This is a genomic window from Mesorhizobium sp. P2_D6 (assembly GCF_056404315.1).
Genome location: NZ_JBFUEG010000002.1, coordinates 63,662 through 79,155, shown reverse-complemented (window position 1 = coordinate 79,155; position 15,494 = coordinate 63,662). Strand labels below are relative to the sequence as shown.

The window sequence follows — 15,494 nt, the reverse complement described above, 5'->3', positions numbered from 1 at the left end:
GGGCTTATCCGCCTCTGCTTCCTAAAAATCAAACGAAATTGCATCACCGATCAATGAGAGATAGTAATGGATCATGAACGTCCAGCGCCGCCTTCTGCCGAGCACCAGCGCCCTTGCCGCCTTCGAGGCGGTCGCCCGCCTCGGCTCCTTCACTGCCGCCGCACAGGAACTCGACCTGACCCAGGGCGCTGTCAGTCGGCAGATAGGGCTTCTGGAAGAACAGTTCGGGCGCCGGCTGTTCGAGCGCGACAGCCGAAATGTCCGACTGTCGGCTGCAGGCGAAACCTATGCGGAGGCGGTGCGCTCGGCACTTGGCCAGTTGCGCGACGCAGCACTCGGATTGATGAGCAATCGGCATAGTGGTATGCTGAACCTTGCCATATTGCCGACCTTCGGGACACGCTGGCTGATGCCGCTGATCCCGGATTTTGTCGCGGCGAACCCTGACATCACCATCAACTTCGTCACCCGCATCGGCCGTTTCGATTTCGCCCGCGAGCGGCTCGACGCTGCCATCCACCACGGCCTGCCCGATTGGCCGGACGCCGACTCCACGCTGCTGATGCGCGAGACCGTGATGCCGGTAGCCTCGCCCGACTTCGTGGCCAGCCGCCATATCGCTACGGCAGCCGATATCAGCCGCCTGCCGCTGCTGCACATGGCGACGCGTCCCGGCGCCTGGAGCGAATGGTTCGAGGAACAAGGTCTCAGCGCGCCGACCGGACCGGGCATGCAGTTCGAGCAATTCGGCACCGTCGCCCAGGCCTGCATGGCCGGCCTTGGCGTCGCGCTGTTGCCCCAGGTCCTGATCGCGGGTGAGCTGCAGCGCGGTCAGCTCGTGCCCACACCTGGAAGCCCAATGCAAAGCCGCAGCGCCTACTACCTCGTCGTCCCTCACGACAAGCGCAGCCACCCGCCGGTCGCCAGCTTTCGCGACTGGCTGCTGGGCCAGGTCGAGAAGGAACCAGCTGTTCTGGCCTGGTAGCTACTTTCGCTTCAGCGCATCGGCCAGCGCTGCGCCAAACGCACCCTGCGACGGCCGCTCCGGCTGGCGCTGCGGTGCCGGCGAACGTGGCGCCGGCTTGCCGCCACCACTGTAGCGCGGCCCTTTCGAGGCGCCGCCCTCGCCGCCATCCTTGCGCATGGAGAGCGCGATGCGCTTGCGCTTGATGTCGACATCGACGACGCGCACCTTCACGACATCACCGGCCTTCACCACCTCATGCGCGTCCTTGATGAAGCGGTCGGCGAGTTGCGAGACATGCACCAGCCCGTCCTGGTGCACGCCGATATCGACGAAGGCGCCGAAAGCCGCGACATTGGTGACGGTGCCTTCGAGCAGCATGCCGGGCTTCAGATCCTTGATGTCGTCGACACCGTCGGCAAAGGTCGCGGTCTTGAAGCCGGGGCGTGGGTCACGGCCCGGCTTTTCCAGCTCGGCGATAATGTCGCACACCGTCGGCAGGCCGAAACGCTCGTCGACGAAGATTCGCGGGTCGAGCGCTTTCAGCGCGGCGCTGTCGCCCATCAGCGAACGCACATCGCGGCCGCAAGCGGCGACGATCTTCTTGGCCACGCCATAGGCTTCCGGATGCACCGACGAGGCATCGAGCGGCTCGCTGCCATTGGCAATGCGCAGGAAGCCGGCGGCTTGTTCGAACGCGCGCGGTCCCAGCCGCGCCACCTTGAGCAGCTCCTTGCGGCTGACGAACGGACCGGTAGCATCGCGATGCGCGACGATGGCATCGGCCAGCGAGGCGCCAAGGCCGGAAACGCGGGCCAGCAGCGGCGCCGAAGCGGTGTTGAGGTCGACGCCGACGGCGTTGACCGCGTCTTCGACCACCGCTTCCAGCGAGCGGCCGAGCCGGTACTGGTCGACGTCATGCTGGTACTGGCCGACACCGATCGACTTCGGCTCGATCTTGACCAGTTCGGCCAACGGATCCTGCAGCCGCCTTGCGATCGACACGGCACCCCGCAGCGACACGTCGAGGCCGGGGAATTCCGCCGCCGCCGTGGCCGAGGCCGAATAGACCGAAGCGCCGGCTTCGCTGACGATCACCTTGAGCGGCTTTGGGCCTGCACCGGCCGGCATATCCGACAGCATGTCGGCAACCAGCTTTTCCGTCTCGCGACTGCCGGTGCCGTTGCCGATCGAGATCAGCTCGACCTTGTGCTGGCGGATGAGGGCGGCGAGTTCGACCTGCGTGCCGCGCACATCGTTTCTTGGCGGGAACGGATAGACCGTCGTCGTCGCCACAAGCTTGCCGGTGCCATCGACCACCGCGACCTTGACGCCGGTGCGGATGCCGGGGTCGAGCCCCATGGTCGGCCGCGATCCGGCGGGTGCTGCCAGCAGCAGGTCCTTCAGATTGCGGGCAAAGACATGGATTGCCTCTTCCTCCGCGCGTTCGCGCAGGTCGCGCATCAGGTCGAGCGTCAGGTGCAGCGACAGTTTTATCCGCCAGGTCCAGCCAGCGACCTCCATCAGCCAGCGGTCGCCCGGCAGACTGGAGCCGATGGCGTAGGCATTGGCGATCATCCGCTCGACCGGTTTCACCGGCGAGGCATCGTCGGTATCGACCTCGATGTCGAGCGACAACACTTCCTCGTTGCGGCCGCGCAGCATGGCCAGCGCACGGTGGCTCGGCACATTCGCCCAGCGCTCGACATGGTCGAAATAGTCGGAGAATTTGGCGCCCGCCTCCTGCTTGCCTTCGACGACACGGGCACGCATGAAGGCGCGCTCCTTCATGTAGCTGCGCAATTTGCCGACCAGATCGGCGTTCTCTGCAAACTGTTCCGACAGGATGTCGCGCGCGCCCTCCAGCGCTGCCTTGGTGTCAGCCACGTCCTCGGTGACATAGGCTAGCGCAGCCTCGGCGGGCACCAGCGAGCGGTTGCCAAGGATCGTCTCAGCCAGCGGCCCAAGCCCGCGCTCCCGGGCGATCTCCGCCTTGGTGCGGCGCTTGGGCTTGTAGGGCAGATAGATATCTTCGAGCTCCGCCTTGGTGACGGCAGCTACGATCTTGGCTTCAAGCTCCTCGGTCAGCTTTCCCTGCTCGCGGATGGAACCGAGGATGGTGTCGCGCCGCGCATCGAGCTCGCGCAGATAGGCCAGCCGCTCGGCAAGGTCGCGCAGTTGCGTGTCGTCGAGCCCGCCGGTGACCTCCTTGCGGTAACGCGCCACGAACGGCACCGTCGCCCCCTCGTCGAGCAGCCCGATGGCTGCCGCAGCCTGTTCCGGCCGCGCGCCGATCTCGGCCGCGATGATTGCTGCGATGCGCTTGCTGTCCGATGCCATGCTGGTCCCTGTCGCAAAGAGCGGCGACCATAGGCGCAGACATCAGCGCCGCCAACTGCCGCGTCTTCACCAGCGCGCGAGGTCCACAGGAAAGCGCACCGCAATTCGGATGTCCGGGATCGGTTAAACCCGCCCGCTCAGCGCCTCGAAGAAGGCAACGATCTCGCGTTCGAGCGCATGGTCCTCCGGCACCGGCTGCGACCCCATCTTTGCAATCACCACTTCCGTCTTCGGATTGACGTAGAGCCATTGGCCATGGATACCGATGCCGCAGAAGGCGCCGTTTTCGTGTCCCGTCTGGTACCATTTGTTGCGATAGCGGCCCTTCGGGAACAGATGCACCATGGTGCCGCGCTGCCAGGCTTCCGCACTGCCGCCGGTAACGACCGTATCGCGCACCCAGGCCTCCGGCACGATGCGGCGGCCATTGGCCGTTCCGCCCTGCCGCATCATCTCACCGATGCGTGCGAGATCGCGCGGCGTCACCGAAATGCCGCCGGCGGTGCGTGCCGTGCCTTCCATGTCGACGCCGATCGAGGCCTCGCTGACGGCGCCGAGCGGCAGCCACAGTTTTTCGCGCATCAGGTCAGGAATGCGCTGCCCCGAAGCGCGCTCCAGCAGGATGCCGAGCAGGTCGGAATTGGGCGAACGATAACGGAAGGTCTCGCCATGCGGTTCTTCGAGCCTCTGCAGGGTCAGGATGAATTCGCGCAGGCTTTCCGTGCCGCCGCCCGGATTCCACAGCGTCGCGCGGCGATAACGGGCAAAGGCGCTTTCCGGGTCGAGATAGGCCTCTTCGAAATCGAGGCTGACGCTCATGTCGAGCACGTGCCGGCAGCTCGCATCGGCATAGGCCGAGCCGGCGGCCTCTGGAATGTACTGCGTCACCGGCGCTTCCGGATCGAACACGCCCTCGCCTTCCAATATGCCGGCGATGATGGCGGTGACCGACTTGCTGATCGAAAAGATGATGTGACGGGCGCCGAACTCCATATTGGGCGCGAACCAGTCGCCGATGATCTTGCCGCCTTTCATCACCGTCAGCGCGTCGCTGCTCGAGCGGACGAGAAATTCGGCCACCGTTTCCGGCGCGCCGGCGACAGAGACCTGTTCGCCAAGCAGACCGCCAAGGTCCCCCGCCGGCGCCTCGACGCTTCCCGGCGTCGCCGCCACCGGGGCGGTCGGCACCAGTTCGCCGAGATTCTGGAACGACCAGCGATTGAATGGATTTTCGCGCCAGTTGGAAAGCAACACCTCATTGCGGCGAAAGCCGTAACGGGTCTCGAACGCGGTCTTGCCGGTCATGAACGTTTCCTCAAAGGGATGGTTTGTTGTGGCTTCAGCCAAGCGCCTTCGCGATGGCGTGCACGGCCTTCAGCGTTGCCACGGAATACGCGGTGTTGCTGAAATCCGGATAGGTCGAGAGCTTGACCACGACCATGCTGGTGTCCCAGTCGATATGGATCATTTGCCCGAAGACGCCCCGGCACATCAGCGCGCGCGAGCGCGGATTCTCGATCCAGAACTGGTTGCGGTAGCTGCCTTCCGGCAGGCTCGGATTGAAGTCCGGCCCGTGTCTGCCATTGCGCGTCGCCTCGATCCAGTCGGCCGGCACGATGCCGCCGCCCTTGTCGAGGATCAGCTGGCCGAAGCGGGCGTAGTCGCGCAGCGTCGCGTTGAAACCGCCATCGGCCAGCGCATAGCCGGCGCTGTCGACGGTGAAGCAGGCGCTCTCGTCGGCGCCAAGCTTTTGCCAGAGTTCCTCCGAGACCAGCTGCGCCAGCCGCTTGCCGGTCACCCGTTCCATGATGAAGGCCAGCACATCGGTTTCGATCGAGCGGTACTCGAACGCAGCGCCGTGCGGCCGCACCTTGTCCTTCAGCCGCAGGATCAGTTCGAACAGATGCGACGGCCATTGGAAGTTCGGATCGCTGCCCGGCGGCACCGGCTTCCAGCCGGTGGCGACATCGACCTGGCCGATGTCGGAATAACGGTCGGTATAGTCCTCGGAAAAGCGCACGCCTGTGGTCATATCGAGCACATGCTGCACACTGGCGCCGGCCCAGCCGGTCTCGCCGAGTTCCGGCAGATAGGTGGTCACCGGTTTGGCAGGATCGATCAGGCCGCGCCCGACCAGTATGCCGAATACCGTACCGGTCACCGACTTGGCCATCGACTGCGCCAGGTGCAGCGTGCGCTCGTCCATGCCGTTGAAATAGCGCTCATAGGCAATCTTGCCGTTCTTCAGCACCAGGAAGCCGTCCGCATAGGTCTCGTCGAGCAGGCCAGCGAGCGTCGTCGCACGGCGCTCGCTGTCCTCCACCGGCAGCGCGTCGAGATCGGTCTCTGCCCGTTCGAGACGATGGCGATGGCCGGTGCCGCGCCAGACCTCGATGGTCGGCAGGAGTTCGCGGATATGCTGGAACGCCCAGCGGTTCCAGGGCGGCCGGTCCCAATTGAGTTTCGGCAATACCATTTGCGGCGGCGAGCCCTGCATGATCGGTGGCCGCGGATCGCTGTTGCGATAGGAGTCCATGAAAGCCATTCCGGAAAAGAAGAGACCCGGCGGGAAAGACCGCCGGGTCTCTCAAGAAGCAGTTACTTCTGCAGTTCGGTCCAGATCTTGGTGTAGATGTCCTGGATCTCAGGCGCGCACATCTTCTGGAATTCGCCCTGTGCCTTCGCAGCCTCCGGAATGACAACCTCCGGCGCGTCCTTCATATCGGCCGGCATGTACTTGTCCGAGCCCGTGATGGCATTGGCGTAGCGGTGGAAGGCCGAGAGGCCGGCCGCGTTTTCCGGATCCATGATGAAGTTCTGGAACAGCTTGGCGTTCTCGACGTTCTTGGCTTCCTTCAGAACGACAACGTTGTCGCTCCACAGGCCGTAGCCTTCCTTCGGATAATTGTAGTGGATGGCCGGATTGGCCAGCCGCTGGCGCAGCGCCGAGCCGTTCCAGTCGCTGGTCGCCTTGAAGTCGCCAGCGCCCATCTTCTCGATGGTGTTGTATTCCATCGCGATCCAGTTCGGCTTGGCCGCGACAAGCGTATCGCGCACCTTCTTCAGCACGGTCTTGTCATCGGTGCACTGCTGGCCGCCGACATATTTGATCGCCGCGAAGATAACATCATTCATCTCGGGAACGACATTGGTCTTGCCCTTCAGCTCGTCCGGCGTGTTGAAGATGATGCCCCAGCTGTCGGCCGGTCCCTTGTAGGCATCGGTGTTGACGACGACGCCGACAGTGCCCAGCGCCCACGGCACCGAATATTTGCGGCCGGGGTCGAAGTCGGGATTGGCCCATTCGGGCGCGACATTCTTGAAGTTCTCCATCTTGCCCGGGTCGGTCTCCTGGACGAGACCTTCCTTGATCCAGATCGGCACGTAGGTCTGCGACGGCACGGCAATGTCGAACCCGGTGCCGCCCTGGCGCACTTTGGCGAGCGCTGTATCGTTGGAATCGTAATCGGTGATGGTGACCTTGACGTTGTATTTGGCTTCGAACTTCTTGATCACGTCGGGGCTGGTGTAGTTGCCCCAATTGTAGATGTTCAGCTCGCCATCGGCGCGGGCCAGGCCCGTCGTTGCGAGCAGCGCCAACCCCATGGCGGCTGTCATTGTCTTCCAGTTCATGGTTTTAACTCCCATTATTGTCGGTTCAGTCTCGTTTCCTGCTGACGAAGAAAAACAACGTGACGATCGCGACCGAAAGCAGCAGGAAGGCGGTCGATATCGCGTTGATCTCAGGTGTGATGCCGCGGCGGATCTGGCCGAGCATGTAGGTCGGCAGCGTATCCTGGCCGCCCGATTTGACGAACTCGGTGATGACGACGTCATCAAGCGAGATGACGAAGGCCAGCATCAGTCCAGCCAGGATGCCGGGCCACAAAAGCGGCAGCGTGATGCGCCGAAAAGTCTTCCACGGCGTCGCATAGAGATCGGCCGCGGCGCGCTCCAGTGTCAGGTCCATGTTCTCCAGCCGCGCCCGGATCGGCAGATAGGCGAACGGAATGCAGAACGCCGTATGCGCGGCGATGAGATAGCCGAGGCCGGAATAGCCGGTGAATATCTTGATGCGCGAGAAGAAGATCAGCAGCGCCACCCCGGTGACGATCTCGGGCACCATCAGCGGCTGGTTGATCGCCGCATATTTGAAGGTCAGGCCGGGATAGGACGCCGTGCGCGTGGTCGCGAGCGCCGCCATGGTGGCAAAGATCGTCGACAGCACCGCCGCGACGGCGCCGATCTGGAACGAGCGCAGCGTTGCGTCGATGACTTGCACATTCTGCCACGCCGACTGGAACCATCGCATCGAAAAGCCGCCCCATTCGGATGTCGAGTTCGCCGCATTGAAGGCGTAGGCGACCAGCACGATGATTGGCAGGTAGAGCACGATGAAACAGGTCGCGGCGATCGCCGTGAAGCCGGTCTGGTGCTTGATGGAAAAGTTCTTAGCCATGCCGCACCCCCGACTTGCCGGCATTGCGTACATAGGCAAGCAGCGCCACCATGACGATGATCATCACCGTGATCGACAGCGCCGAACCGAGCGGCCAGTTGCGGCCCTGCCCGAACTGCAATTCGATCAAGTTGGACAGCATCATGTTCTTGCCACCGCCAAGCACGCTCGGCGTTACATAGGCGCCAAGCGCCGGAATGAAGACCAGGATGGAACCGGCGATGACGCCGGGTTTGACCAGTGGGAAAATGATCTTGCGCAGCACCTTGAAGCGTGTCGCGTAGAGATCGTAGCCCGCCTCGACCAGCCGGAAATCCAGCTTCTCCATACTGGCATAGATCGGCAGCACCATCAGCGGCAAATAGACATAGGCCATGCCGATCAGGATTGCGGTGTCGGTGTAGAGGATCTGCACCGGCGCCGAGACGATGCCCAGCTTGAGCAGGATGGTGTTGATGATGCCTTCGTTGCGGATGATCTGCAGCACGGCGAAGGTGCGGATCAGAAGGTTGGTCCAGAACGGAATGGTGATCAGGAACAGCCAGAGATCCCTGGTCTTCTCGCTGCGCGTCGCCATGAAATAGGCGGTGGGAAACCCGAGTGCCAAAGTGGCGATCGTCGTCACCACAGCAAGCTTGATCGAGCGCCAGAAGATGGTGACATGCGCCGCCGCAAGCGAAAGCGTATCGTCGAAAATGTCGCGTTCCATGAACACCGACAGCCAGGCATCGGGCGAAAACTGCCACTTCACATCGCCATAGGGGCCGGGCGTCAGGAACGAGTAGATCAGCACGATCAGCAAGGGGCCGGTCGCGGCGAGGAAAATCACCAGCAATGCTGGCGCTGACAGCAGCCAGCGGTCGCGCACATCGCGCCGCTCCGCTGCCTTGGCGACTTCTTCCGCGGTCGCCATGATCAGTCCTTCAGCACTTGCGCGGCGTCGTTGCCGATCGTGATGCCGATCTGGCCGCCCTGCACGATGCCGTCGCCGGCGCCGCGGCTGTTCTGGCGCCGCACGATGAAGGGTTCGCCACCGGCAAGGCGTAGATGGAAGTGCGTATCGGTGCCGAGATAGACGATGTTCTCGACAGTGCCGGACAGCGAAGCGCTGGGGCTGGCGGCGCCCAGTTGCGCATGTTCGGGACGCACGACAATAGTGACCTTGCCGCTGGGGCTGAAGCCTTCCGGCAGCGAGGCCGGGATTTCCACGCCAGAGGACAGCTTCACCGTCGCCCGGCCACCAGTCGCGCCGACCACATCCGCCTTGAGGAAGTTGGACTCGCCGATGAAATCGGCGACGAAGCGCTCGGCCGGGCGGTCGTAAATGTCGCGCGGCGAGCCGACCTGCAGGATCTTGCCCGACGACATCACCGCGATGCGGTCCGACATGGTCAGCGCTTCTTCCTGGTCATGGGTGACGAAGATGAAGGTGATGCCTGTCTCATGCTGCAGCCGCTTCAACTCGATCTGCATTTCCTTGCGCAGCTTGTAATCGAGCGCCGACAGTGGCTCATCGAGCAACAGCACCTTGGGCTGCGGCGCGAGTGCCCGAGCAAGTGCCACACGCTGCTGCTGGCCACCGGAAATCTGACTGGTGCGGCGACCCGCCAGCGCCTCCATCTTCACCAGTTTCAGCATCGCGTCGACGCGCGCCTTGATCTCGGCCTTCGGCTTGCCCAGCATTTCGAGGCCGAAGCCGATATTGTCGGCGACCGTCATGTGCGGGAACAGCGCGTAGGACTGGAAGACGGTGTTGACCGGCCGCTTGAATGGCGGCAGCGGCGCAATGTCCTGGCCGTAGAGCAGGATTTCTCCGGCGGTTGGAAAGTCGAAGCCGGCAATCAGCCGCAGCAACGTGGTCTTGCCGCAACCTGATGGGCCCAGCAATGTGAAGAACTCGTTCTCGCGGATGGATACCGAGACCGTGTCGAGGGCCGCGACCTGCCCTTCCCCTGATCCGAAAATTTTACTGACGTTTACGACTTCAATTGCATTCCGATCCGGTTTTTCCGGCACGATACGCCTCACTGTTGACCCCGCTCTTTTCGGCGGAGTTTTTCCCCTGTTCGATGTGACCACACGGCCGGTAGGTTGGCAAGTCCGGCATTGAATCACAGTTCAGTCCGTCAATTCGTCTTGCAAGCCGCAAGCTTTGCAAGCCGCATGCCATTGTCAGGCCTGGTAGGTGACCTTGCCGCCGCAGACCGTCGTCACCGGCCTCACCTTGTGCAATTCGGCCGGCCCCGTCGTCTCGATGTCGGCCGATAAAACCACCAGATCCGCCATGTAGCCCGGCTTCAGAACGCCTTTGCGCTGCTCGGCGAATTCGGCATAGGCGCCCTCGACCGTGTAGGCGGCAACCGCTTCCTGCAGCGAGAAACGCTGGTCGGGATCGCCATCTGCCCATGGTTTGCGCAGCAATGCCGCCTGCATGCTCAGGATCGGGTCGATCGCCGCCACCGGCCAGTCCGAGGCGAACACGACATGGGCGCCGGCTTCCTTCAAGGTGCGCCAGGCATAGCTCAGCGGCCAGCGGTCCCGCCCGATGCGCGATACGGTCGGCTCCAGCGGAAAATCCATGGCTCCGGGTGGATGCGACGGCTGCATCGACGCGATGACGCCGAGTTCGGCGAAACGCGGCACATCGGCGGCGGTGGTGACTTCGATGTGCTCGACCCTGTGCCGGCTGTCGCGCTTGCCGTTGGCCTTCTGCGCCGCCTCGTAACCGTCGAGCACAGAGCGCACGGCGCCATCGCCGATCGAGTGCACGGCGATCTGCAGCCCGCGTTTGTCGATGGCGGTGGCGAGATCGATGAACTGCTGCGGCGTGAACAGCGGCTCGCCGACCCAGTCGGGCCGGTCGGCATAGGGCTCGACCATGACCGCGGTCCAGGAGTCGAGCACGCCGTCATAGAACACCTTGACCATGCCCGATGACAGCCATTCGCTATCGTAGCGCTCAGCCATGACAGAGGCCTTCTCCAGCATGTCGAGGGTCATGAAATTCTTGTAGTGGAACGGGATCTTGACGCGGCAGGGCAAGCCTTCTTCGGCCTCGATCTCGGAGAGCAATTCGAGCTGGTAGAGATTGCCGTCCATGTTCTGGATCGAGGTAATGCCGTGGCGGGCGCACCAGGCAAGGCCGCGCCGCATGATGTCGCGGTCGGCGGCCCGCTCGGCGGCCGACGGCATCGGGTCGGGCTCGCCGCCGGTCGACAGCCCCAGCCGTACCCGGCTTTCGCCGGCAAGGTCGAGCACCGGGCCGAACGCCTCGCCTTCGCGCAATTCGCCGGCGGCCAGGCCGTCCTCGCCCATGACGATCTCATTGCCCGGACCGAGCGTGCGCCCCTGCAGAATGCCGGCCATCTCCAATGCTTTGGTGTTGGCCCACATCGTGTGGTGGTCGGGCGCCGCCATGCAGAAAGGGCGATCCGGCAGGATGGCGTCGAGATGATGGCGCGTCACCCGCTCTTCGCCCAGCACGGTGTAGTCGACGCCCTGGCCAACCAGCATTTTCGCCTCCGGCCGTGTCGATGCGTAATCGCGGATCGCCTGCTGCAGGGCCTCAAAGCCATGGATGCCGCCGAGCTGAAGATGCGCGAGCTCGGCCCCGCCCGAGAACAGATGCATGTGGGCTTCGATGAAGCCCGGAATCACCGAGCCGCCCTTGGCGTCGATGGTCTTTGTGGCTGGTCCCTTGAGCTCTTCGATGGCGGCGCGGCTGCCAATGGCGACTATGGCGCCGTCCTTGACTGCAATGGCTTCGGCAGCGGGATTATCATCGTCCATGGTCCGCACGCGACCATTGATGACGATCAGATCAGCACCCGCACCCGTGACAGACATCGCGACTCCGCGCTTTTGACGACTGACTGAGACCGACAACCCTCTTGTCCGACAACCTCCCACTCCGCTGGAGCGGCGCTATCGGACGAAACCTGATGTCAGCGCGCTGTTTTGAAATTCCCCTTGTGATCTCTGAAAACAGCGTGGATAAAAGAATGCGACTAATTATTCGCGTTTGTCAACGTGCCGAATTTCGAATGTATTGTGGACGGCATCCGGCGCTTGGGACGGGGGAACGAGGGCATCGGGACGTGAAGCGCAATCTCAGCCGCGAAACCAGGATGGCGCTCGAGCCGCGCAAGCAGCCGCGGCAAGAGCGGTCGAGCAAGGTGGTCGACCGGATTCTCGACGCGGCTTTGATCTTGACGCGGGAGCAAGGAACCAAGACCCCTACGACGCTCGCCATTGCGCGGCGCGCGGGCCTGTCGGTCGGGTCGCTCTACCAATACTTTCCCAACAAGGAGGCCATCCTTCTCGACCTCGCCAGGCGCTGGCTGTCATCCTTTCCCGAGGTGATCGCCAGGCGCACCAAGGTCGCGCCGCCCACCAACCGCGACGAGTTTCGCCAGGAAGTGCGCAAGCTCTTCATCGATACCTCCAGGATATATCTCGAAAACGCCAACCTGATGCCGGTGATCGAGGCCATCTCCGGCAATGCCGACCTCAGGCCGATCCAGGACGAATATGACGAGCAGATCATCGCGCTCTACGCCGCGTGGCTGCAGCATGTGAACCCGGCCCTTGAAGACAAGATCGCCAGCCGGCTCGGCGTGCTGATGATGGATGTCGGGCACGCCTGCCGGCTTGTGGGGCTGAAACGAGACCGCAAGACATACGACCTCATCGAGGACGATGTGGAAAGAATGTGGCTCGCTCTGGTGACCCCCTATCTCAACCTTGACTGATTTCACTTCGAGAGGAATTTCATGAAGACTGTCTATTCGCCGCTTCATGCCGGCCATGTCGGCCAGATGGAACTGGTCACATCTGCCATCGTGCCGGGCTTCGAAAAGCCGTCGCGGGCCGAGTTCATCAAGGCGCGGGTCGAGAGCGAGAAGCTTGGACCGATCATCGGACCTGTCGAGCATGATCTCACCGCCGCCAAACGCATCCACAAAGCCGACTACATCGACTTTCTGCCCACCGTCTGGCCGGAATGGAAGGCTGCCGGCTTCGAGGGCACGGCCATGCCCTTCACCTGGCCGACGCGCGGCCTGCGCGGCGACGTGCCGCCCAAGCGCGTCGATGCTCTGCTCGGCTACTATTCCTTTGACGCCGGCGCCACCTTCGTCGAAGGCACATGGACCGCGATCAAATCGTCCTATGACGTGGCGTTGACCGCGGCTGCCCTGGTCAAGGGCGGCGAGCGGTCTGCCTTCGCGCTCTGCCGCCCGCCCGGCCATCACGCCGGCGCTGCCTTCATGGGCGGCTACTGCTTCATCAACAACGCCGCCGTCGCCGCCCAGTGGTTCCGCGACCAGGGCGCCAAGCGCGTGTCGATCCTCGACGTCGACTATCACCACGGCAATGGCACGCAGGAAATCTTCTACGAGCGCGCCGACGTCCAGGTTCTCAATCTGCACGGCGATCCTATGGTCGAGTATCCCTTCTTCCTCGGCCATGCCGATGAACGCGGCACGGGCGCCGGCGAAGGTTTCAACGTCAACTATCCCATGCCGTTCGGCACCAACTGGGACGCATGGAACGCCTCGCTCGAAGACGCCTGCGCCAGGCTCACCGCTTACGCACCCGATATCGTCATCGTCTCGCTCGGCGTCGACACGTTCGAGAAGGACCCGATCAGCCAGTTCAAGCTGAAAAGCCCCGACTATCCGAAGATAGGCCGCCGCATCGCCAAGCTCGGCCTGCCGACCCTGTTCGTCATGGAAGGCGGTTACGCCGTCGAGGAGATCGGCATCAACGCCGTCGGCGTGCTGACCGGCTTCGAGGACAAATAGAAGTGGGGGGCGGCCACAGCCGCCCCCGGAACTCCACCTAGACAGCTGCGCCGGCGGTCGGCGCGGCCGCTGGAACGACTGGCTTTCGCGACCGGCCGATCCTGTAGACGATCACCGCCGCGATCACGCCGGCGGCCAGGATCCCTACCGCCAGCAGCGGCCTGTACCAGAACCAGGCGATGGCGATCGTCGTCGTGCCGACCAAGATCGCCAGGACGAAGGCGATGATGCCGGTGCCCATCCGCGCCATGCTGCCGAGGAAGGGAATGACGTCGAGGATCACCCCGATCGGGCTGAGGAACAGCGCAAAGCCGATGGTCAGCAACAGCAGGCCGGCGCCGCGTAGCAGCCAAGTGATGAGCGTGTTGGCGCTGACAGCGTCGGCGAACATCTTTTCGGCCGGCACATTGCCGGTATCGACCATCAGCAGCGCATCGCCCGCTTTCGTCTGGTAGGGCTCGAAACGGCTGCCGGCCTGGCGCGCGACGATGCTGACGACGCCAAGCGGCGCCAGCTCGTAGCCGATGCGATAGTCGCCCAAAGCGGGCGTCGTGTTGTCATTGCCGAGATAGATCTTGCCATCGACGATGCTGAGCGGTTTCGTGCCGGTATAGGCGGCCTTTATCGCCGCCGACTGATCGGCCGACAGCGAATAGTCCTTGTCCCCCTCGATGCGATCGAGCACCGGCGTATCGAGATCAAACGCGATCAGCTTGCCTTCAGGAATCTGGAAAGTGCGGCTGTGGATCGCCATCGGCGGATTCTGATGGCCGTCCGGCTTCTTGAAGTCAGACGAGTCGATCTGGCTGTCGTCCCAAACCTTCGAGTAGCTGTAGGTCGTCACCGTCTCTTCGCCGCCGCCGAGCTTTTTCGTCGTCTCCGACTTGGACTCTTCCTTCCACTGATACATCTCGACGCTACGCGACAGCCGCAGCCCTTGCGCCGCGATGCCGAAATCCGGATCCGACAGGCCGCTATCGGCCGTCACTGGGCCGGTGACATGGACCAGCTTGCCGTCATTGGCGGCATCGACACTGTCGGCGCCGACCGAAACCACCGCGCCCGATCCTTCGGCCAGCGAGCGCGCCGTCTGCACGGCGCGGCCCTCGTTCCAGAACAGCCCGATCACCATCAGCACGATCAGGATGAGGCCGAAGATAACCCCGCCGAGCGCACGCTTGATCCGCCCGAACCACGAGACGGATGTGACTTCCCGAAATGAATCGCTCATCGTTTCCCCCGAAACAAAGTTACCTCAAGGTTTCAACACGGCCGGCGGCCGCGCGTCGAACTGATTAGTCTGCGTGGATCTGCGCGTCGCAATCCCTGTCGCCGAAGCAGGCGTGCACCGCCCGCGTCGTGCCGCCATCGCCCACCCGCCACGGTGAAGCCGACAGCGGCGCTTGCCTCTTGTTGCCGAGAAGATCAAGCGCTCGCATTGCCGTCTGCTCCTTCGTTGTCGAGCACATAGGTGGCGATCGGCTCAGCCTTGGCGGGACCGACCACCCCGGCAAAAACCGCAAGCACCACCGTGAATGCCAGGAAAACCTGCTTCATCATTACCCCCGATGCTGATGGCCGCGAAGCAAGCGCCGCCAAATCGCCTTTGACGACCGAAGGGATGCCCACCCCTGCCGGTCGCCGAGAACCTATCGGAATCGATCGGCCCTCGATACGGCAGTGTCGCAACACCCCTCGGGCTTTTTCGTGTCGGCGTTTCGGGTCGCTCGAGGCAGTAAAAGACCTCGCAGTCCGCCTCTGAGTCGCCTGAGTCCAAAAATATCGTTTTTGTCAAATCGCGTTTGATGTCGGATTCATCTGCGGGTAGATTAGACCCGAATCAGCCGGTCCTTGGGGGGCGCGGCGACCACCCAAAGTCTCAAGTTCCGGCATCGGCCGGCACCAGACGCGGACGGCTTCGCGTTCC

14 protein-coding genes are annotated in these 15,494 nt (G+C 63.2%); 3 read left to right on the top strand and 11 right to left on the bottom strand.

Annotation, left to right across the window (positions count from 1 at the left end):
* The first annotated feature begins 73 nt into the window (after positions 1-73).
* On the top strand, positions 74-985 hold the full coding sequence (locus AC1D1L_RS03515) for a LysR family transcriptional regulator (RefSeq protein ID WP_477338867.1): 912 nt from the start codon (positions 74-76) through the stop codon (positions 983-985).
* Here the strand turns inward: AC1D1L_RS03515 and AC1D1L_RS03510 are convergent, their stop codons facing one another.
* The 8 genes from AC1D1L_RS03510 to AC1D1L_RS03475 form a co-directional block, all read right to left on the bottom strand.
* Positions 986-3,304 carry a Tex family protein gene (locus AC1D1L_RS03510; RefSeq protein ID WP_477338865.1) on the bottom strand — a complete coding sequence of 773 codons (2,319 nt, stop codon included), beginning with the start codon at positions 3,302-3,304 and terminating at the stop codon, positions 986-988.
* A 123-nt stretch (positions 3,305-3,427) separates the two neighbouring features.
* The gene (locus AC1D1L_RS03505) at positions 3,428-4,609 is read right to left on the bottom strand and encodes a serine hydrolase domain-containing protein (protein WP_477338863.1); all 1,182 of its coding nucleotides are present in this window, start codon (positions 4,607-4,609) and stop codon (positions 3,428-3,430) included.
* A 34-nt stretch (positions 4,610-4,643) separates the two neighbouring features.
* The gene (locus AC1D1L_RS03500) at positions 4,644-5,840 is read right to left on the bottom strand and encodes a serine hydrolase domain-containing protein (RefSeq protein WP_477338861.1); all 1,197 of its coding nucleotides are present in this window, start codon (positions 5,838-5,840) and stop codon (positions 4,644-4,646) included.
* Positions 5,841-5,902: 62 nt separating this feature from the next.
* A complete protein-coding gene (locus tag AC1D1L_RS03495) occupies positions 5,903-6,937 on the bottom strand; it encodes an ABC transporter substrate-binding protein (RefSeq protein WP_142865939.1) in 1,035 nt (344 codons plus the stop codon).
* A gap of 25 nt (positions 6,938-6,962) precedes the next feature.
* Positions 6,963-7,763, bottom strand: coding sequence for an ABC transporter permease (locus AC1D1L_RS03490; RefSeq protein ID WP_477260856.1), 801 nt, complete (start codon positions 7,761-7,763; stop codon positions 6,963-6,965).
* Positions 7,756-8,676 carry an ABC transporter permease gene (locus tag AC1D1L_RS03485; protein ID WP_181057546.1) on the bottom strand — a complete coding sequence of 307 codons (921 nt, stop codon included), beginning with the start codon at positions 8,674-8,676 and terminating at the stop codon, positions 7,756-7,758. Before AC1D1L_RS03485 ends, AC1D1L_RS03490 begins: the two co-directional genes overlap by 8 nt.
* A 2-nt stretch (positions 8,677-8,678) precedes the next feature.
* Complete coding sequence (locus tag AC1D1L_RS03480; protein WP_477339730.1) at positions 8,679-9,779, bottom strand: ABC transporter ATP-binding protein; 1,101 nt, start codon at positions 9,777-9,779, stop codon at positions 8,679-8,681.
* A gap of 156 nt (positions 9,780-9,935) precedes the next feature.
* Complete coding sequence (locus AC1D1L_RS03475; RefSeq protein ID WP_477338858.1) at positions 9,936-11,609, bottom strand: amidohydrolase; 1,674 nt, start codon at positions 11,607-11,609, stop codon at positions 9,936-9,938.
* A 251-nt stretch (positions 11,610-11,860) separates the two neighbouring features.
* On the opposite strand from AC1D1L_RS03475, the gene AC1D1L_RS03470 reads away from it, so the two are divergent.
* Together AC1D1L_RS03470 and AC1D1L_RS03465 are read left to right on the top strand one after the other, a co-directional pair.
* On the top strand, positions 11,861-12,514 hold the full coding sequence (locus AC1D1L_RS03470) for a TetR/AcrR family transcriptional regulator (protein WP_477338856.1): 654 nt from the start codon (positions 11,861-11,863) through the stop codon (positions 12,512-12,514).
* Positions 12,515-12,535: 21 nt separating this feature from the next.
* A complete protein-coding gene (locus AC1D1L_RS03465) occupies positions 12,536-13,567 on the top strand; it encodes a histone deacetylase family protein (RefSeq protein ID WP_477338855.1) in 1,032 nt (343 codons plus the stop codon).
* Positions 13,568-13,604: 37 nt separating this feature from the next.
* On the opposite strand, the gene AC1D1L_RS03460 is transcribed toward AC1D1L_RS03465, so the two are convergent.
* The 3 genes from AC1D1L_RS03460 to AC1D1L_RS03450 form a co-directional block, all read right to left on the bottom strand.
* The gene (locus AC1D1L_RS03460; RefSeq protein WP_477338853.1) at positions 13,605-14,798 is read right to left on the bottom strand and encodes a TMEM43 family protein; all 1,194 of its coding nucleotides are present in this window, start codon (positions 14,796-14,798) and stop codon (positions 13,605-13,607) included.
* A 64-nt stretch (positions 14,799-14,862) separates the two neighbouring features.
* A complete protein-coding gene (locus tag AC1D1L_RS03455; RefSeq protein ID WP_477338851.1) occupies positions 14,863-15,006 on the bottom strand; it encodes a hypothetical protein in 144 nt (47 codons plus the stop codon).
* Complete coding sequence (locus AC1D1L_RS03450; protein ID WP_477338849.1) at positions 14,993-15,124, bottom strand: hypothetical protein; 132 nt, start codon at positions 15,122-15,124, stop codon at positions 14,993-14,995. Before AC1D1L_RS03450 ends, AC1D1L_RS03455 begins: the two co-directional genes overlap by 14 nt.
* Between the last annotated feature and the right edge of the window lie 370 nt (positions 15,125-15,494).